Annotated in this window: 17 protein-coding genes; 7 read left to right on the top strand and 10 right to left on the bottom strand. The window is 67.9% G+C overall.

Annotated elements, in window-relative coordinates:
* Positions 1-18 precede the first annotated feature (18 nt).
* Positions 19-1,011: a stage II sporulation protein M gene (locus GOAMR_RS03985; protein WP_005182989.1), complete on the bottom strand. Its 993-nt coding sequence runs from the start codon at positions 1,009-1,011 to the stop codon at positions 19-21.
* A gap of 79 nt (positions 1,012-1,090) precedes the next feature.
* Here GOAMR_RS03985 and GOAMR_RS03980 point away from each other — a divergent pair, with 79 nt between their 5' ends.
* Both GOAMR_RS03980 and GOAMR_RS03975 read left to right on the top strand, forming a co-directional pair.
* On the top strand, positions 1,091-1,921 hold the full coding sequence (locus GOAMR_RS03980) for an RDD family protein (protein WP_005182982.1): 831 nt from the start codon (positions 1,091-1,093) through the stop codon (positions 1,919-1,921).
* Between the two features lie 118 nt (positions 1,922-2,039).
* On the top strand, positions 2,040-3,095 hold the full coding sequence (locus GOAMR_RS03975; RefSeq protein ID WP_005182981.1) for an isopenicillin N synthase family dioxygenase: 1,056 nt from the start codon (positions 2,040-2,042) through the stop codon (positions 3,093-3,095).
* Positions 3,096-3,234: 139 nt separating this feature from the next.
* Here the strand turns inward: GOAMR_RS03975 and GOAMR_RS03970 are convergent, their stop codons facing one another.
* Together GOAMR_RS03970 and GOAMR_RS03965 are read right to left on the bottom strand one after the other, a co-directional pair.
* Positions 3,235-4,422 (bottom strand): acyl-CoA dehydrogenase family protein, encoded by a 1,188-nt coding sequence (locus tag GOAMR_RS03970; RefSeq protein ID WP_005182980.1) that lies wholly within the window; start codon positions 4,420-4,422, stop codon positions 3,235-3,237.
* Between the two features lie 24 nt (positions 4,423-4,446).
* Entirely contained in the window at positions 4,447-5,526 is a 1,080-nt protein-coding gene (locus GOAMR_RS03965) for a PQQ-dependent sugar dehydrogenase (protein ID WP_373278762.1), read from the bottom strand.
* Positions 5,527-5,590: 64 nt separating this feature from the next.
* Here GOAMR_RS03965 and GOAMR_RS03960 point away from each other — a divergent pair, with 64 nt between their 5' ends.
* Both GOAMR_RS03960 and GOAMR_RS03955 read left to right on the top strand, forming a co-directional pair.
* On the top strand, positions 5,591-5,923 hold the full coding sequence (locus GOAMR_RS03960) for a TfoX/Sxy family protein (protein WP_040514318.1): 333 nt from the start codon (positions 5,591-5,593) through the stop codon (positions 5,921-5,923).
* Between the two features lie 104 nt (positions 5,924-6,027).
* On the top strand, positions 6,028-6,429 hold the full coding sequence (locus GOAMR_RS03955) for a VOC family protein (RefSeq protein ID WP_005182977.1): 402 nt from the start codon (positions 6,028-6,030) through the stop codon (positions 6,427-6,429).
* Between the two features lie 6 nt (positions 6,430-6,435).
* On the opposite strand, the gene GOAMR_RS03950 is transcribed toward GOAMR_RS03955, so the two are convergent.
* Together GOAMR_RS03950 and leuS are read right to left on the bottom strand one after the other, a co-directional pair.
* The gene (locus tag GOAMR_RS03950; protein WP_005182976.1) at positions 6,436-6,861 is read right to left on the bottom strand and encodes an HIT family protein; all 426 of its coding nucleotides are present in this window, start codon (positions 6,859-6,861) and stop codon (positions 6,436-6,438) included.
* Between the two features lie 14 nt (positions 6,862-6,875).
* The gene (gene leuS / locus GOAMR_RS03945) at positions 6,876-9,749 is read right to left on the bottom strand and encodes a leucine--tRNA ligase (RefSeq protein WP_040514316.1); all 2,874 of its coding nucleotides are present in this window, start codon (positions 9,747-9,749) and stop codon (positions 6,876-6,878) included.
* A 101-nt stretch (positions 9,750-9,850) separates the two neighbouring features.
* Between leuS and GOAMR_RS03940 the strand changes: the two genes are divergently transcribed.
* A complete protein-coding gene (locus GOAMR_RS03940) occupies positions 9,851-10,369 on the top strand; it encodes an SdpI family protein (protein WP_005182973.1) in 519 nt (172 codons plus the stop codon).
* Between the two features lie 68 nt (positions 10,370-10,437).
* On the opposite strand, the gene GOAMR_RS03935 is transcribed toward GOAMR_RS03940, so the two are convergent.
* Positions 10,438-11,076: a YqgE/AlgH family protein gene (locus GOAMR_RS03935; protein ID WP_005182971.1), complete on the bottom strand. Its 639-nt coding sequence runs from the start codon at positions 11,074-11,076 to the stop codon at positions 10,438-10,440.
* 49 nt (positions 11,077-11,125) lie between these two features.
* On the opposite strand from GOAMR_RS03935, the gene GOAMR_RS03930 reads away from it, so the two are divergent.
* A complete protein-coding gene (locus GOAMR_RS03930; RefSeq protein ID WP_083836837.1) occupies positions 11,126-12,442 on the top strand; it encodes an MFS transporter in 1,317 nt (438 codons plus the stop codon).
* 6 nt (positions 12,443-12,448) lie between these two features.
* On the opposite strand, the gene GOAMR_RS03925 is transcribed toward GOAMR_RS03930, so the two are convergent.
* Positions 12,449-13,099: a hypothetical protein gene (locus GOAMR_RS03925; RefSeq protein WP_040514315.1), complete on the bottom strand. Its 651-nt coding sequence runs from the start codon at positions 13,097-13,099 to the stop codon at positions 12,449-12,451.
* Positions 13,100-13,222: 123 nt separating this feature from the next.
* Between GOAMR_RS03925 and GOAMR_RS03920 the strand changes: the two genes are divergently transcribed.
* The gene (locus GOAMR_RS03920) at positions 13,223-14,314 is read left to right on the top strand and encodes an aminotransferase class V-fold PLP-dependent enzyme (protein ID WP_005182961.1); all 1,092 of its coding nucleotides are present in this window, start codon (positions 13,223-13,225) and stop codon (positions 14,312-14,314) included.
* 326 nt (positions 14,315-14,640) lie between these two features.
* Here the strand turns inward: GOAMR_RS03920 and GOAMR_RS03915 are convergent, their stop codons facing one another.
* From GOAMR_RS03915 to GOAMR_RS03905, 3 genes are all read right to left on the bottom strand, one after another.
* On the bottom strand, positions 14,641-15,579 hold the full coding sequence (locus GOAMR_RS03915; RefSeq protein WP_373278761.1) for a DUF6924 domain-containing protein: 939 nt from the start codon (positions 15,577-15,579) through the stop codon (positions 14,641-14,643).
* A 9-nt stretch (positions 15,580-15,588) separates the two neighbouring features.
* Positions 15,589-15,999: a GtrA family protein gene (locus tag GOAMR_RS03910; RefSeq protein WP_005182959.1), complete on the bottom strand. Its 411-nt coding sequence runs from the start codon at positions 15,997-15,999 to the stop codon at positions 15,589-15,591.
* An 11-nt stretch (positions 16,000-16,010) separates the two neighbouring features.
* Positions 16,011-16,823 (bottom strand): glycerol-3-phosphate dehydrogenase C-terminal domain-containing protein (locus GOAMR_RS03905; protein WP_005182957.1); only part of this gene is annotated, 813 nt, incomplete at its 5' end.

Here is a 16,823-nt window from a genome sequence, read left to right as displayed (position 1 = left end):
TCCTCCCGGAAGGCGCGCCTAGGCCACCGGCACCGAGTAGCCGCGGTCGAACTCCGCCACATCGCCGGTGTCGTCGGCGTTGTGCGCCCAGCGTCCGGCGGTGAACACGTACACCCAGAAACCCACCCACACGGTCACGCCGATCCCGATGCGCGCCCAGGTCGGCAGCCCGGACGGGGTGACGAATGCTTCGATGATGCCGCAGATCAGCAGCAGCACGACCAGGCCGAGGGATACCCCGATCGCGGCGCGCCCCTCCTCGCCGAGCGCCTGCACGCGGGTCCGGTCCCCCGGCGACACCCACGACCAGAACAGCCGCAGCCCCACCCCGCCCGCGACGAACAGGCAGGTCAGTTCCAGGAGGCCGTGCGGGGTGATCAGGCCGAAGAACAGTTCGCCCCGACCGTGGTGGATCATGATCGCGGCGACCACCACCGTGTTGAGCACATTCAGGTACAGCACGTAGATGACGGGCAGACCGAACACACCGAGCGCAATACACGTCGCGGCGAGCCAGAAGTTGTTGGTCCACACCCGGAACGCGAACGACTGGGCGGCGTACTCGGAGTAGTAGCTCTCGAAGTCGTTGTTGACCAGTTCCTCGATCTGCCGGGGCGAGGCGAGCGACGATTCGATGCGCGGATGTTCCAGCATCCACCACGTCATCACCACCGCCGCGACGACGGACACCACCATCGCCCCGATCCACCACCAGCGCATCCGGTACAGCGCCGCCGGGAACGACCGGGCGAAGAACCGGCCGAAGTCCGACCAGGACGCCGACCGCGATCCGGCCGCCCGGGAGCGCGCCCGCGCCAGCAGCGCCGACAGGTAGCCGACGAGTTCGGCGTCGGGGGTGGCCGAACGGATCACCGACAGGTGGGTGGCGACGCGCTGGTACAGGTCGATGAGCTCGTCGGCCTCCTCACCGCTGAGCCGGCGGGTGCGCGAGAGGGCGTCGAGCCGCTGCCAGGAGGGCGAGTGCTCGCCGACGTACGCATCGAGGTCCACCTGGCCAGCTTATGCGGACCGATGGGGTGGTCGGTCGTTCGAGCGACCGCCATCGGGGCACACACTAGGCTCGGCTGTTATGTACGGATCCGGGGTCCCGGCGGGCGGGGCGGGCAGCGGGACCATCGGCGTCGGCGCCGACGACCTGGTGTCCGGGGAGGCCGTCGCCCTGGATCTGCCGGCGGCCAACGTCGCGCTGCGGGTGCTGTCGGGACTGATCGACATCATCGCCGGGATCGCCCTGTGGTTCGGGCTGCGCTACCTGGGCAAGGCGCTGGTCGGGGACACCGACGACGCGATGCTGATCGCGACGCTGACGGTGGCGACGATCCTGGCGCTCGTGGCATTCCCGACGACGATGGAAACGGTGACGCGCGGCAAGACGCTCGGCCATCTGGCGCTCGGGTTGCGCACCGTCCGCGACGACGCCGGACCGATCAGTTTCCGGCACGCGCTCACCCGGGCGCTCGTCGGCAGCGTCGAACTGTACAGCTGCATGGGCTTTCCGGCGCTGGTCGCCGCCGTGGTGAACAGCAAGGGCAAGCGGCTCGGGGATCTGCTGGCCGGGACGTACGTGATCCGTGATCGCTACACGCTGAAGATGCCGCAGCCGCTGCCGATGCCGCCGTACCTGGAGCAGTGGGCACGCACCGCCGACATCGCGACGCTGCCGCCGCAGCTGACATTGGCGATCCGGCAGTATTTCGCGCGCCGGTTCGGCCTCGCCCCGCAGTCGCGGGCGATGGTGTTGCAGCGGCTGGTCGGCGACGCCGGGCGGTATGTGGCGCCCGCGCCGCCCCCGGGCACGCCGGGCGAGGATCTGCTGGCGGCGGTCCTCGCCGAGCGCCGGCGCCGCGACACCGAGCGGATCGGGCGGGAGAACCGGCTGCGGGCGCGTCTGCTGGGCTGACAGACCGGGACCGAAACACGGGTGTCACATGGTTGACGCGGATGATCAATCATCGCGGCGAACAATGAGGCCCGTTGGTCCCCGCAGCCCCGCGCGGAACAGAGAGTGGAGGTTCCCCATGCCGCAACCCGATTCGCCGGCGCCGGAGTTCGCCGTTCCCGTCGTCGATATCTCCGCCTACGTCGGCGACGGCACGGACGAAGAACGCGCCGCCGTCGCCGAAGCATTGGATACCGCCTGTGCCACAGTTGGTTTCGTCCAGATCATCGGCCATGGGATTCCCGACGACATCTGGAACGGCCTCGGCGAGGCCTCCGACGCATTCTTCAACAAAACCCTCGACGAGAAGAAGGAATACCTCGCCCCCGGCAACCGCGGCTACTCCCCGCCGAAGAGCGAATCCCTGTCACTGAGCCTGGGCGTCGAATCGTCCTCCCGCATGAACGACTTCTTCGAGGCGTTCAACGTCGGCGTCGAAGCCCGGTCCTTTCCCGGTCTGGGCCTGTCCGAGGACGATTACGGCCTCAACGTCTGGCCCGACATCGATGCCTTCCGCGCCAAGGTCGAGGCCTACTACGGCGAAGCCTCCCGCGTCGCCCGCACCCTCACCGGCGTCTTCGCCGACGCCCTCGGCCTTGAGCACGACTTCTTCGCCGCCCTCACCGACCACTCGATCGACGTGCTGCGCATGAACAACTACGCCCTCCCCGAGGGCACCGTCACCCTCGACGGCGATCTCACCGGCATGGGCGAACACACCGACTACGGCCTGGTCACCGTCCTGTGGGCCGACCAGGTCGCCGGCCTGCAGGTCCTGGGCACCGACGGCATCTGGCACGACGTGTCCCCCATCGACGGCGCCCTGCTCATCAACCTCGGCGACCTCACCGCCCGGCTGACCAACGATCGCTGGATGTCGACGCTGCACCGGGTGAAGCCGCCGATCGTCGACGGCACCATCAAGCGACGCCGCTCGGTCGCGTTCTTCCACGACGGCAACCTCGACGCCGTCATCGAGACCCTCCCCAGTCATCTCGATGCCGACGACGGCCTCGCCTACGAACCGATCCTGGTCCGCGACCACATCAAGGCCAAGCTCGCCGGATCACGCCAGGGCAAAGCCAATACCGCCGCCGTCCGCGAGGCGGCGCGCGTCCTGGCCGCCAAGGGCTGAACCCCTGCTGTCGGTTGAGGTGTGACGAGCCGCTAGGCGATGAGGCCGGAGGCCCCGAAACCCGGTGAGCGGCAATGTCATCTCACCGGGTTTCGAGGCTCGTCGCTTGGGCTCCTCACACCTCAACCAGCGAAAGGGACTACTTGAGGTCGGTGCTGGACTTGCCGAGCAGCCGGCGGGCGATGATCAGATTCTGGATCTGCTGGGTGCCCTCGAAGATGTCGAGGATCTTGGCGTCGCGGGCCCACTTCTCCAGCAGGCTGGTCTCCGAGAAGCCCGCTGTGGCAGCGATTTCCACGGCCTTATTGGTGAGGTCGTTGACCGAACGGCCCGCCTTGGCCTTGGACATCGACGCCTCGGTGGAGTTGGGCTGGCGGTTATCGGCCATCCACGCGGCGCGGATGGTGAGCAACCACGAAGCCTCCCAATCGGATTCGAGGCGGATGAACTCGCTGACCGCGGCGTGCTGGGCGGCGGCGGGCTTGTCGTAGTCGATGGTGTGGCCGGCGGCTTCGAGGATGGCGCGCAGCTCTTCGAGGGCGGCGCGGCCCAGGCCCACGGCCATCGCGGCGACCACCGGGCGGGTGTTGTCGAAGGTCTGCATGACCCCGCCGAAACCCTTCTTGGTGTCGATCTCCGGCGAGCCGAGCAGGTTCTCCTTGGGGACGCGGGCGTTCTCGAACCGCAGCACCGCGGTGTCGGAGGCCTTGATGCCGAGCTTGTGCTCGAGGCGGGCGACGGTGACACCCTCAGTGTCCATCGGCACGACGAAGCTCTTGATGGCGGCGCGGCCGACGCTGCGGTCGAGGGTGGCCCACACGACGACGTGGTCGGCGCGCGACCCGGCGGTCACGAAGATCTTCTCGCCGTTGATGACGTAGTCGTCGCCGTCGAGAACGGCGGTCGTGGAGACGGCGGCAGAGTCGGAGCCGAAGCTGGGTTCGGTGATGGCCATCGACGCCCACACGTCGGCGAAGCGTTCGAGCTGCTCGTCGTCGGCGACGGCGGCGATCGCGGCATTGCCCAGGCCGTTGTAGGGAATCGACAGGGTCAGGCCCACGTCGCCCCAGCTGGTTTCCAGGGTGTTGAGCACCGAGATCATGTTGATCCCGTTTTTCGACGGCCCCTCGTCGGGCTTGCTCGCGGTCTCGGCGCGCTTGCGCTTGGACTCCTTGATCAGTTTGCCCAGGTCGTCGAGCTCGGTGGGGGTTTCGTGCTCGGCCTTGTCGTACTTGCGGGAGACGGGCCGGAAGATGTGCTCGCCCACCGCGTGGGCCTGCTCCACGGCCGCATCCAGCTTCGACGGGAGCTCAAGGTTGATCGCCATGCGGACATCTTACTGCCGGGTAAGTTAGTTGCCAACCCTCAGCCGGAGAATCCTGTCGTCGCCGTCGGCGGGGCGGCCGCGGCCGTCGGTGTTGTTGGTGAGAATCCACAGCGATCCGTCGGGGGCGCGGGCGACGTCGCGAAGCCGGCCGAACTCGCGGGTGAACCGTTCTTCGGCCGTATCCGGATGCGCCGTCGACACCACCCGCAGGCGCTCGCCGCGCAGATTGGCGATGAAGAGAGTGTCGCCGACGATCGCGATGCCGCTCGGGCTGGCGTCGTCGGGATCCCACTGCTGCACCGGGTCGACGAAGCCGCTCCTGCCGGCGATCCCCTCGACCTGCGGCCAGCCGTAATTCTTGCCGGGCTCGATGATGTTGAGCTCGTCCCAGGTGTCCTGACCGAACTCGGCGGCGTACATGGTGCCGTCACCGGCCCAGGCCAGGCCCTGCGGATTGCGGTGCCCGTACGAGTAGACCAACGACCCCGGGAACGGATTATCCTGGGGTGCTTTGCCTTCGGGAGTCATGCGCAGGATCTTGCCGGCGACGGAGTTGCGATCCTGGGCGTCGTCGCGCCGCCCGGCGTCGCCGGTGGTCACATACAGCATCCCGTCGGGACCGAAGGCGATCCGGCCACCGTTGTGGTTCCAGGCCGACGGGATCCCGGCGAGGATCGCCTCGACCCTCGCGAGCGTAAATCCGCCTGGTGCGCCGCCGATTCGGAATCGCTCGACACGATTCTCGTCGGCGGCCGTGTAATACGCGTACAGATACCCGTCGTGGACGGCGATACCCAGCAGGCCGCCCTCTCCCGACGCCTCCACACCGGCCACGGTCGTCACCTCGCGGGTCCGGCCATCGGCCCCGAGTTCGAGGATGCGGCCGGTGTCCCGCTCACTGATCAGCGCGACGCCCTCGTGGAAGGCCACCGACCAGGGTGCGTCCAGTCCGTCGACGACCGTCCGGGGCGCGTCACCGACCGGGGTGGATACGGCGGTCGTCGACGTGCTCGCGGGCCCGTCGCTCGTGCCGCACGCGGTCAGGAGGGCAAGCGCGAGCAGCACCCCCGGCATCCGGGCTCGGCGAGCGGTCGGCATCTGCATACCGTCCAGCGTAGATCCGGACGTTTCGGACAGGGCGGTGTTGACCGGCGCGCTAGCGTTGAGCATGGCCTACGACGAGGAACTCGCCGACCGCATTCGCGAAGTACTGTCCGGCGAAACCGGTGTCACCGAGAAGGCGATGTTCGGCGGACTCGCCTTCCTGCGCAACGGCAACATGGCCGTCGCCGCCAACCGCGAGGGCCACATCATGGTGCGGGTGCCGCGGGAGGAGACCGAGGAGATCCTGGGCCGCGACCACGTCGAGCCGATGGTCATGTCGGGCCGCGAGATCAAGGGCTGGGTGCACGTCGACAAGGCAGGCGTCGCCGCCGATGACCAGCTCCGCGACTGGGTGCGTCTGGGCTGGGACCTGGTGGCGACCCTCCCGCCCAAGTAGCCGCTTCCGGCAAGATCGCGTCGTCGAGTGGCGGCTGCGGTCAGTGGCGCTCACCATTGATGGACGTTCCCCAGCCCCCGTCCGCAAGCCCTGGGAAGGACGCCATGGACAAGCCCACCGTTTCGATGTCGTACATCACTGTGATCTGCCGCGATTTCGTCGCACTCGCCACGTTCTACCGGGACCTGCTGGGATACGACGAGATCCCCGAACTCGAGTCGGACATCTTCCGGGCACTCCGCAGCGACGGCCCGATCATCGGCTTTCACTCGCCGGGGGCGTTCGACCTGCTCAACCTGCCCGAAGCCGACCTCGCCGCGCCGGGCAACTCGATCTGGACGTTCGGGACCGAGTCGGACGAGGCCGTCGACACCATGACCGCCCGCGCCGTCGAGTTGGGCGCCGTCGTCGTCAAGGAACCGTTCCGGACCTACTACGGGGCCTGGCAGTCCGTGCTGCACGACCCGGAAGGCAATATCTTCCGGTTCAGCAAGAACGCCAACTGAAGTCGGTCAGCTCAGACCTGAGCGCAGGCGGGCGCCGAGCTCTTCGAGGACGGCGGGGCGTTCACCGATGCCGGGGCGCCACGGAAGGGTGAGGCGGTCCTTGGTCTTGTCGGTGTAGCGCGGGATCACGTGCAGGTGGAAGTGGAACACCGTCTGCCAGGCCGGAGCCTTGCAGCAGTTCAGGAGGTTGACGCCGTCGGCGCCGAGTTCGCTCATCGCGGCCTTCGCGGCGCGCTGGGCGGACAGGGTGACCGCGGTGAGGTCCTCGGCGTCGATCTCCAGCAGGTCCTCGGAGTGGAACTTGGGGATCACCAGCATGTGGCCGTCGGCGGCCGGGTTGATGTCCATGAACGTCAGCGTCAGATCGTCCTCGGCCACCTTGGTGCCGGGCACATGCCCGCTGATGATGCCGCAGAACACACAGTTTTCCATGGGGTTTTCCGCTCCTAGGGGACGATGTTGACCATGCGGCCGGGGACGACGATCACCTTGCGGGGTTCACCGTCGAGCAGGGCGACGATCTTCTCGTCGGCCAGGGCGGCGGTGCGCAGGGTGGATTCGTCGGCGTCGGCGGCGACCTGGATGCGGCTGCGGACCTTACCCTTCACCTGCACCGGGATCTCGATGGTGTCCTCGACCAACAGAGCCGGGTCGGCCTCGGGGAAGGGGCCGCGCACCAGCAGGGTGTCGTGACCCAGGCGCTGCCACAGTTCCTCGGCGATGTGCGGGGCCAGCGGGGCCAGCATCGTCACCAGGGCCTCGACAACGCTGCGCGGGGCACCGTCGCCGTAGAACTTGGTCAGGTGCCCGGTCAGCTCCATCAGCTTGGCGACGGCGGTGTTGTCGCGCAGCTCCGTGAAGTCTTCGCGCACACCGGCGATCGTCTTGTGCAGCAGCTTGAGGGTATCCTCGGAGGGCTCGGCGTCGGTGACACGCACCGCGCCGGACTCCTCGTCGACGACCAGACGCCACACGCGCTGCAGGAAACGCTGCGAGCCGACGACGTCCTTGGTGGCCCACGGCCGGGACTGATCGAGCGGTCCCATGAACATCTCGTACACCCGCAGCGTGTCGGCACCGTAGTCACGGCAGATGTCATCGGGGGCAACGGAATTCTTGAGCGACTTGCCCATCTTTCCGTATTCCTGGTTGACCTGCTCGCCGTTGTAGAAGAACGTGCCACCGGACTCGGTGACCTCCTCGGCCGGCACGTAGATGCCGCGCGAGTCGGTGTACGCGTACGCCTGAATCATGCCCTGGTTGAACAGCTTCCGGTACGGCTCGGCGCTGGTGACATAGCCCAGGTCGAACAGCACCTTGTGCCAGAACCGCGAATACAGCAGATGCAGCACCGCGTGCTCCACCCCGCCGATGTACAGATCCAGACCGCCCGGATCGTTGGCCCCGTGCAGCGCGGGGCGCGGACCCATCCAGTACGCCTCGTTCTCCTTGGCGCACAACGTGTCCTCGTTGGTGGGGTCGATGTAGCGGAGCTGATACCAGGAGCTGCCCGCCCACTGCGGCATCACATTGGTGTCGCGGCGGTACTTACGCGGGCCGTCGCCCAGATCCAGTTCCACCTCAACCCAATCGGTGGCCTTCGCCAGCGGCGGCGACGGCTCCGAATCGGCGTCGTCGGGGTCGAACGAGACGGGCGCGTAGTCCTCGACCTCCGGCAGTTCCACCGGCAGCATCGATTCGGGCAGTGCGTGGGCGCGGCCGTCCTCGTCGTAGACGATCGGGAACGGCTCGCCCCAGTACCGCTGGCGGGCGAACAGCCAGTCGCGCAGCTTGTATTGCACTGTGCCGGTGGCGACCCCGTCGGCCTCCAGCTTCTCCACAACCTTCGCCTTGGCCTCATCGACGCGCAGACCGTCGAGGAAACCGGAGTTGATCAGCGGGCCGTCGCCGGTGAACGCCTCGGTCTCGACCCCCTGCTCGGAGCCGATGACCTCGATGATCGGCAGGCCGAACGCACTTGCGAACTCGTAGTCGCGGGTGTCGTGGGCGGGTACCGCCATGATGGCGCCGGTGCCGTAGCCCATCAGCACATAGTCGGCGATGAACACCGGAATCTGGCGTTCATCAACAGGATTGGTGGCGTAAGTGCCGGTGAAGACGCCGGTCTTCTCCTTGTTCTCCTGCCGCTCCAGATCCGACTTGGCGGCGATCGACGCCCGGTAGGCCGCGATCGCGTCGGCCGGGGTGGCGGCGCCACCGGTCCAGCGGGCGTCGACGCCGGCCGGATAGGCGGCGGCGGTCAGCGTCGCGACCAGCGGATGTTCGGGCGAGAGCACCATGTAGGTGGCGCCGAACAGGGTGTCGGGACGGGTGGTGAACACCTCGATGCTCTCACCGGTGCCGGGCACCGCGAAGGTGACCCGCGCACCGCGCGAACGGCCGATCCAGTTGCGCTGCATCGTCTTGACCTTGTCCGGCCAGTCCAGCAGGTCCAGATCGTCGAGCAGCCGGTCGGAGTAGGCGGTGATGCGCATCATCCACTGCCGCAACTGCTTACGGAACACCGGGAAGTTGCCGCGGTCGCTGCGGCCGTCGGCGGTGACCTCCTCGTTGGCCAGCACCGTACCCAGACCGGGGCACCAGTTGACCAGCGAATCGCTCAGGTACACCAGGCGGTGGTCGTCGATGATGTCGGCGCGCTGCTGCGCGGACAACTCCGCCCACGCGCCGCCGCCGGGCACCTCGCGGGTGCCGTTCTCGAATTCGGCGACCAGCTCGTCGACCCGGCGGGCCTTACCCTGGTCCGCGTCGTACCAGGCGTTGTAGATCTGCAGGAAGATCCACTGCGTCCACCGGTAGAAGTCGACGTCGGTGGTGGCGACACGGCGACGCTCGTCGTGACCCAGACCCAGGCGGCGGATCTGTCCCAGGTAGCGCTCGATATTGGCTTCGGTGGTGGTGCGCGGATGGGTACCGGTCTGCACCGCGTACTGCTCGGCGGGCAGACCGAACGAGTCGAAGCCCATCGTGTGCAGCACGTTGCGGCCGACCATCCGCTGGAAGCGGGCGAACACATCCGAACTGATGAAGCCCAGCGGATGCCCGACATGCAGACCGGCACCCGACGGGTACGGGAACATGTCCTGCACGAACAGTTTGTCGGGGGCGTCGGCCGACGCGCCCCCGAACGGGGTCAAGTCACCCGCGAGCGGGCCCACCGGGTTGGGGGCCTCGAAGGCGTGGCGGTCCTGCCAGGCCTGCTGCCAGTGCGCCTCGATCCGGCCGGCGAGCTCCGCGGTGTAACGGTGCTCGGGCACGCTCTGGTCGGGCGCGGGGGATGACGTGTCTGCAGAAGTCACCCGACCAGCGTAAATCGTGGGCCGTCGTGATCCGAATCGCCTCCTGTCGTTGCCGATGGTGACTGGCCCGTCGACGACCGTGCGTCGTAGACTGGCTGACCGTGAGTGTCCTGACTGTCGTCGCAGCCGTGCTGGTGTTCGTGTGTGCCGCGGTGTGGGGCACCGTCGGCGTCCTCGGTGTCACCGGCACACTCCCCGGCAACCGCTGGTTCGGTGTCCGCTCCCCCGAGACCGGCAAGTCCGAGGCCGCGTTCGTGCTGGCCAACAAGGTCGCCGGGCCCGGATTCATCGGGGCGGCCGTCATCCTCGTGATGGGCGGCGTCCTCACCCTCGGCGTCGACAGCGGCTGGTCGGTGTTGTTCGCGCTCGCCGCGCTGGTCGTGGCCGTGGTGACGGTCGGCGTGGTCAGCGGGCTCGGTATCCGGGCCGCGCAGGCGCTGCCCGACGAGTCGGGCAGTGGTTGTGACTGCTGCTCCGGGGGCGACGATCACGGCGCGACCGCGTCTGCCTGCGGTGACGAGAAGGCCGGATCACCTGCCGACGACTGCGGCCAGTCGAGCTGCGGGTCGTGCGCGTTGCAGGGGATGTGCGAGACGGACTCCGCGGCCGGCAAGCGTTAGCTGTACTTCTGCGTTCCGCTCGAGGTGGTCCGGTCATGCGGTCGTCTCGGCTCCCAACCCGGCACAGGTCAGTTGCGCAGGACGTCGATGGGGTGGGTGGCCAGGAGCGGGAGCGGCCAGGGCTGGCGGCGCAGGACCGAGAACCACAGGTCGGCGGCCGGGGGTGCCAGGATGTCGCCGGGCAGGGCCGAGGCGACCAGCCAGCTGCCGTCGGCGAGTTCGCTCTCGAGTTGACCGGGACCCCAGCCCGCGTAGCCGGCGAAGATCCGCACACCCTCGACCTGGTCGGCCAGAAGTTCGGGGTCGGCGTCGAGGTCGATGAGCACGACACGCCCGTCGACCGGCCGCATCCCCAGCTCCTCGTCGTCGGACATCCCCGGTTTGAGGATGCCCAGGCAGAGTGCGGCGTCGGGTTTGACCGGGCCACCGACGAACAGGGCGCGCGGTGAACCGGCGAGGTCGGTCCACTGCGGGAGGAGATTGTGGACGGCCGCCTGGCTCATCTGGTTGATGATGACCCCGAGGCTGCCCGCGCCGTTGTGCTCCATCATGTAGATCACCGAGCGGCGGAACGTCGGCTCGATCAGATCCGTGGACGCGATGAGCAGCGACCCCGGCCGGATCCGCGGCGGCATCTGCCGGGCGCCCGATCCCGCGTCGGGCGAGAAGTCGGGAGTCGGATCTTGCGCATCGTCACCGCCGGTCACCCGACCATCATCGCACGCGGTTCACAGCTCCGGTCGGTACTCTGAGGCGATGGTCTCTGGTCCGGCGAGCGATACGAAACACGGAACGGCCCGGGTGTTTCTGCGCGCCATGCGTCTGCCCGGTCTGCGCCGTCTGCTCGCCGTGCGGCTGGCCAGCCAGCTCACCGACGGGGTGTTCCAGGCCGGCCTGTTCGGCGCGATCCTGTTCAATCCCGAGCGGCACGCCGACCCGCTGGCCATCGCCGGTGGCCTCGCCGTGCTGCTCCTGCCGTATTCGGTGATCGGCCCGTTCGCGGGGGCTCTTCTCGATCACTGGGACCGCCGGGCGGTGCTGGTCGTCGCCAACACCCTGCGGGCGCTCCTCGTCGGACTCGTCTCCGTTGTGATCGCGACCGGGGCTCCCGACACCGCCGTACTCATCTCCGCGCTCATAGTCACCGGCGCGAGCCGGTTCGTGGCGTCCGGCATGTCGGCGGGTCTGCCGCACGTGGCGCCGCGCGAGGTGATCGTCGCGATCAACGCCGTGTTCGTGACCCTCGGCGCCGGCATGCTGGCCGTCGGCGCGGGTATCGCCGCAGGTCTGCGCCTCATCTTCGGTTCGGACAACACCGGCAGCGCCACGACCGAACTGGGCGCGGTGGTCCTCGCGTTGCTCGCGGCGGCCATCGCCCGAGGTTTCCATCCCCGTCAGCTCGGCCCCGATCACGCCGACGATCCCGGCAGTTCGGTGACGCACGCCGTGGTGGTGGGTCTGTGGCACGGTCTGCGCGAGGTCATCCACACCCCGACGGTGGCGGCCGCACTGTCGGCGATCGGCATGCACCGGCTGGTGTTCGGGATCAACACCCTCACCCTGCTCGTGTTCAGCCGGGCCATCAGCAAAGGCGACGGCCTCGAGATCATCGCGGCGGTCGGCAGCGCCACCGCCGCCGGGGCGTTGCTCGCGGCCATCACCACGCCACTGGCCGTCGAACGGGTGGGCCGCCGCACCACCCTGATGATCTCCCTCATCCTGGGCGCGCTCATCGAACTGTGCCTGCTCACCTACTCGTTGCCCGTCATCTACATCGCGGCCGTCGCGCTCGGGCTGGTGGGACAGACCGTCAAGCTGTGCGGCGACGTCGCGATGCAATGCGACATCCGTGACTGGGTGCGCGGGCAGGTGTTCTCCGTCCAGGACGCCACCTTCAACGTGGCCTATGTCTGCGCCATCACCGTGGCCGCACTCACGGTTCCCGGCGACGGCCGCACCGTCCTGCTGCCGCTGGTGGGCACCGTGCTGTACCTGCTGGGCATCGTTTCGGTCCGGATGCTGCACCCGGCGGCGGTCCCGGTCCCGCCGCAACTGCCGGCCACCACCGGGTAACCGGTCTCACCTGTCGAAACCCGGCTCCCCGCGGCGTCGCATGCTGTCGGCGCGTCCGTCGCCGTCGGAATCGATGAGCACCTGATCGAAGACTCCGTCGCCGTCGGTGTCGAGGTACAACCGACCACCGCCGCCGCGCGTGGCGAGCAGTTCGATGTCGCGGTGGCCGTCACCGTCGAGGTCGTGCGACGCGCCCCTGGACGGGCCGCTGCCCGGCTGGGTGCCTTCCGGTCTATCGCTCCCGGTCGCGGGGTCCGGCTTCGGCGGGTGTCCGTCAGACCTGGCGCTCCCCGGGTTCCTGTCGTCGGGTCCGGTGCTCTCCGGTTTTGTCGTCTCCGAGGGGGTCCGGTCCCCGGCCTTGGGCGGGTCTGTCTCGCGCACATCCCAGAGCCCCTTGCCCGAGTCCGAGTAGAAGCGTTCCGCGGGCGGACCCTGCGTGCCGGGATCGGGCTGGTCGGCGATATCGATCGCGACCAGGTCGGCGACGCCGTCGCCGTCGGTGTCCCACATCGCGTCGTCGCGCCGGCCGTCGCCGTCGAAATCGAGCCGCACCGCGTCGGCCACCCCGTCGCCGCTGAGGTCGAGGTCGGCGCGGCTCGTCCACGTAGTGACGCTGCCGTCGCCCGGGCCGAAGATGTAGTCGATAAGCGAGTCCATGAGGATGTGACGCAGCCGAACCCCGTTTGGTTCCAAATTCGCTGAAATTAATCTGCTTTCGGATACTGCCACGGCCCTTATGCGCCTGAACTCCCGAGCGCACGACTGAAGTAGGTTAGGCCCATGTACGTGAGCGAACTCGGAGAGGAGTGGCACCGCGCACGCGTCGAACCCGACATCATCCATCTCGACTCGGCGGCCGCGGGACGCTCCTCCGACAGCACGATCAACGCCGTCACCGATCATCTGTGGCGCGAGTCCCGGTCTGGCTCGTACGTCGCGGCAGCCGCCTGCGCGGAACAGATGCAGCACGACCTGCGCGGCCTGTCGTCCCTGATCGGGCACACCCCCGACGAACTCACCTTCCGGGAAAGCGCCCGCGCCTGCCTGCGGGCGCTGCTCTCACATTGGTCGCTGCCGGTGGCGTCCACCGTGTGGGTGGCCAAGAACGAGTTCGGCCCCAACCTCGACGAGTTCGAGCGCCGCGGTTACGCCGTGCGGCCCCTCCCCGACGGCGACGTATACGGCCACGTCGACACCGACGCCCTGGAGAACATGCTGCAGTTCGAGCAGCCCGCGTTCATCCACCTGTGCCACATCGGCTCGATGTCGGGGGCGGTGCAGCCGGCGGTCCGGATCGTGGAGGTCGCGCACGCGGCGGGCGTGCCGGTGGTCATCGACATGTCGCAGTCCGTCGGCCACGTCCCCACCGTCACCGGCGCCGATATCGTGTACGGCACCAGCCGCAAATGGCTCACCGGCCCGCGCGGCATCGGGTTCATCGCGGTCCGCCGCGACTCGCTGCGCGAAGTGGAGATCCCCGACTCCGACGCCTTCATCGCCGGCCGCGTCGGCCTGCACAACGCCGTCCACGAACTCCTCGCCGTCGGCCAGCAGCGCGTGTTCCGCGAACTGGCGACAGTCGGCCGCGTCACCCGTGAACGCCTCAACGGCATCGGCAGCTGGGAGGTTCTCGAAGCGGGCGACGAACCGTCGGCCCTGGTGACCCTCGCCCCACCCCCCGGCTGGCAGACCGCCGACGTCCGCGCAGCCGCCGACAAGCTCAGAGCCACAGGCATTCTCGTCACCGCAGCCGACTCCTGGCGCGCACCACTGGCCACCGAGCAGTCGGTGCTGCGCGTCAGCCCCCACCTCGACGTCCGCCGTGAGGACCTCGATCTCCTCGCCGTCAACCTCCGCACGATGGGCTACTGACGCCGGCGCACCTTCGAATACTACTGCCGCTGAACAATTCTCGATGCCCAGCTAGCGGGAATGGTCGCCCAGTTCGTCCGGGCGGACCGAGAACACGAAAGGTTCACTGAACTCGAACAATTCGGCACCGACAGCCCGCACCGGCGCACCGTACCGTTCATCCGCCAGTGACCACCGTACGGCAACCCGAGCGCACCGGTCTCCATGACGGTCATGGTAGTTTCCCCTCCCCCGCATGGCCACCCATTCAAGCGCGCCTCAGCCCTTACCGCCAGGGTGTCGGGGCCGGCCTGTGGATAGCGGGTATTCATCGCCGCAGATGCTGTTCAGTGCATCAGTGTGCTCGTCCAGCAGATGGAGCGGGGGCTTCCGATCTTCTCGTCCCTATCCGGGGTGACAGCACGCGACACCGCTTTCTCCGTCAGCCGACGCAGCGTTTCTGGCAGGTTGTGGGTACCGGGTGTCACAGCCAGACGGAACTCGATCTCGAAGAGCGCGAAACCTTCTGGGAGTGCGGGTACTTCCCCGTGGTCGTCTATGTTGAGCTGCTCCCAGCGGTCCACGAGGTCGAAGGGGTTGCGTAGGTCCGGTTTCGCACCGCAAGAGACCACGTCCAGGCCGTCTGCCTTCGTGAGCTCAATGCTGAGTTGGCTGATGATCGCCGCCAGGTCATCCAACGAAGCAAGAAGGTTCAGTGCCAACTGAGTTGCTTCTTCGCCCGAGACAGATACTTCCGGATACAGGGTGAACGAATGAGAAAGGCACTCAAAAGGCAACACCCCGTTCACCGCCGAGTCGGCCATCTCAAAGAAGTCGGCGTTTCCGGTAGGCAGGCTTGCCTCAATCAACCAGACGTCCTGAACTCGTGCCCGAAAACTGTCACCCGGCGTATCCATGGTATCGACTACCGCCACGGTCACCGGCTCTGCTCCTGAGAAGGTGATCGCGTCTGCGAGAAGCACATAGGTACGCGACGGTCCATCCCAGGCGATGTCACCGAGGTCCTCGGCAGTCAGGTCCCCAAACCGCTCCCGGTCGCTGATACAGCTCAGTACCGTGCCCAGCACACCACTCCCTGGTATCTCTACGTCGGCCTGAGCGGCGAGACAAACCCGGTCCCACAATGTATCCGGTGTCGAGAAGTCTGTCCGGATGAAGAGCGTTCCGGCGTAGTGCCCCGGCAAATGAATCGGCAAAACAATCACCCCCTGTCGGAGTGGATTGTACGTAGTTCGTGTCGTGACGGGTAGTCGGGCCGAGGTCATAAACCGTCTCTAAGACGTATCACCGTCCGCTGCCCGGGATTTGAAGACCCAGAGGTTCTGGAGCGTGAAGTTCAGGACTGTGGCGACGGCCTGGGAGGTGACCCAGGAGATCAGCAGCACGTGGGGGAGAACTGAAAATAGGTGGCGCACAAGGGAGTCGACGAGGACAGCGACGGCGAAGCAGAATGCGTAGACGACGGCGGCGCGGGCTTTCTCGGCGCGGGATCGTGTGCCGGCGAAGGTGACGTAGCTGTTGAGGTAGTAGGCGACGGTACTGCCGGCGAGGTAGCTGGCGGCGCGGGCTACCGTGGGGTCGGCGCCCACCGACAGGACGAGCTGGCGGGTACCGAAATCTGTTGTGGCGCCGAGCAGGCCGACGAGACCGAACGCGACCAGTCGGCGGGGGACGATGGGGTTCACCCGCTATCCGACTACAGCGCGGCGAGGGTTTCGGTGACGATGTCGGTGACCGCGTGGCGGGCGGCATCGGCGTCGGCGGCGACGAGGCCGATGCGGGTGCGGCGGTCGAGGACGTCGTCGACGCACAGGGCGCCCTCGTGGCGGACGGCGAACTCGATCTCGGCGCGGGTGACGTCGATGCCGGGGGCGATCTGGTCGTGGGGGGCGGCGACGGTGGCGCGTTCGAAAACGGCGGCCGTTTCCGAACCGTAGCGGGCGAACGCGGAGGCCGGCAGGGAGTTGTGGGGGGCGAAGCCGGAGGCACCGATCAGCGGGGTGGTCTCGGTGATGCACGGACCCGCGGCCAGGTCGCCGACGGTGATCGCGGCGTCGACCGTCTCCTGGGCGCGGCGCCGGTAGGTGGTGAGGGTGCCGCCGACGACGCTGACCATGGTGCCCGACAACCGAATCCGGTGCCGCCGGGTGGGATCGGCGAGATCGCTGCCGCCGGGAAAGGTCCCGAGGATGTCGGCGGGGGTGAGGGGCACCTGCAGCGCGGTGTTGACCACCGACAGCAGCACGTCGATGTCCGACGAACTGCGCTGCGACTCAACCGAACCCACCGCCGGGAAGTCGCCGCGGGTGAAACCGATGTATGCGCGGCCCAGTTGGGCGGGCAGGATCGACACCAGATCCGACGCCGTCTCCCCCAGCGGCACAGATAATCCCGCCACCGGATTGCCGAGCCGGGCGGCGTCGACGACCAGGTGGGTGCCGCCACCCTGCTCCAGTACGGCTTCGCGGTCGATGCCCTCGGCCCAGCGGCCGGCCGCGTTGACCACGGT

Origin of the sequence: Gordonia amarae NBRC 15530 (assembly GCF_000241345.1) — a bacterium.
Taxonomy (GTDB): domain Bacteria; phylum Actinomycetota; class Actinomycetes; order Mycobacteriales; family Mycobacteriaceae; genus Gordonia; species Gordonia amarae.
Note: the sequence above shows the minus strand (reverse complement) of the source record. Positions and strands in the feature narration are given on the sequence as shown.

What these genes read in the sequence shown, in the direction of transcription:
- GOAMR_RS03915 (WP_373278761.1), bottom strand. Translation starts at nt 15,579, where the DNA reads ATGACCTCGGCCCGACTACCCGTCACGACACGAACTACGTACAATCCA.
- GOAMR_RS03925 (WP_040514315.1), bottom strand. Translation starts at nt 13,099, where the DNA reads ATGGACTCGCTTATCGACTACATCTTCGGCCCGGGCGACGGCAGCGTC.
- GOAMR_RS03960 (WP_040514318.1), top strand. Translation starts at nt 5,591, where the DNA reads ATGGCCTACGACGAGGAACTCGCCGACCGCATTCGCGAAGTACTGTCC.
- GOAMR_RS03980 (WP_005182982.1), top strand. Translation starts at nt 1,091, where the DNA reads ATGTACGGATCCGGGGTCCCGGCGGGCGGGGCGGGCAGCGGGACCATC.
- GOAMR_RS03930 (WP_083836837.1), top strand. Translation starts at nt 11,126, where the DNA reads ATGGTCTCTGGTCCGGCGAGCGATACGAAACACGGAACGGCCCGGGTG.
- GOAMR_RS03955 (WP_005182977.1), top strand. Translation starts at nt 6,028, where the DNA reads ATGGACAAGCCCACCGTTTCGATGTCGTACATCACTGTGATCTGCCGC.
- GOAMR_RS03975 (WP_005182981.1), top strand. Translation starts at nt 2,040, where the DNA reads ATGCCGCAACCCGATTCGCCGGCGCCGGAGTTCGCCGTTCCCGTCGTC.
- GOAMR_RS03970 (WP_005182980.1), bottom strand. Translation starts at nt 4,422, where the DNA reads ATGGCGATCAACCTTGAGCTCCCGTCGAAGCTGGATGCGGCCGTGGAG.
- GOAMR_RS03950 (WP_005182976.1), bottom strand. Translation starts at nt 6,861, where the DNA reads ATGGAAAACTGTGTGTTCTGCGGCATCATCAGCGGGCATGTGCCCGGC.
- GOAMR_RS03920 (WP_005182961.1), top strand. Translation starts at nt 13,223, where the DNA reads ATGTACGTGAGCGAACTCGGAGAGGAGTGGCACCGCGCACGCGTCGAA.
- GOAMR_RS03965 (WP_373278762.1), bottom strand. Translation starts at nt 5,526, where the DNA reads ATGCAGATGCCGACCGCTCGCCGAGCCCGGATGCCGGGGGTGCTGCTC.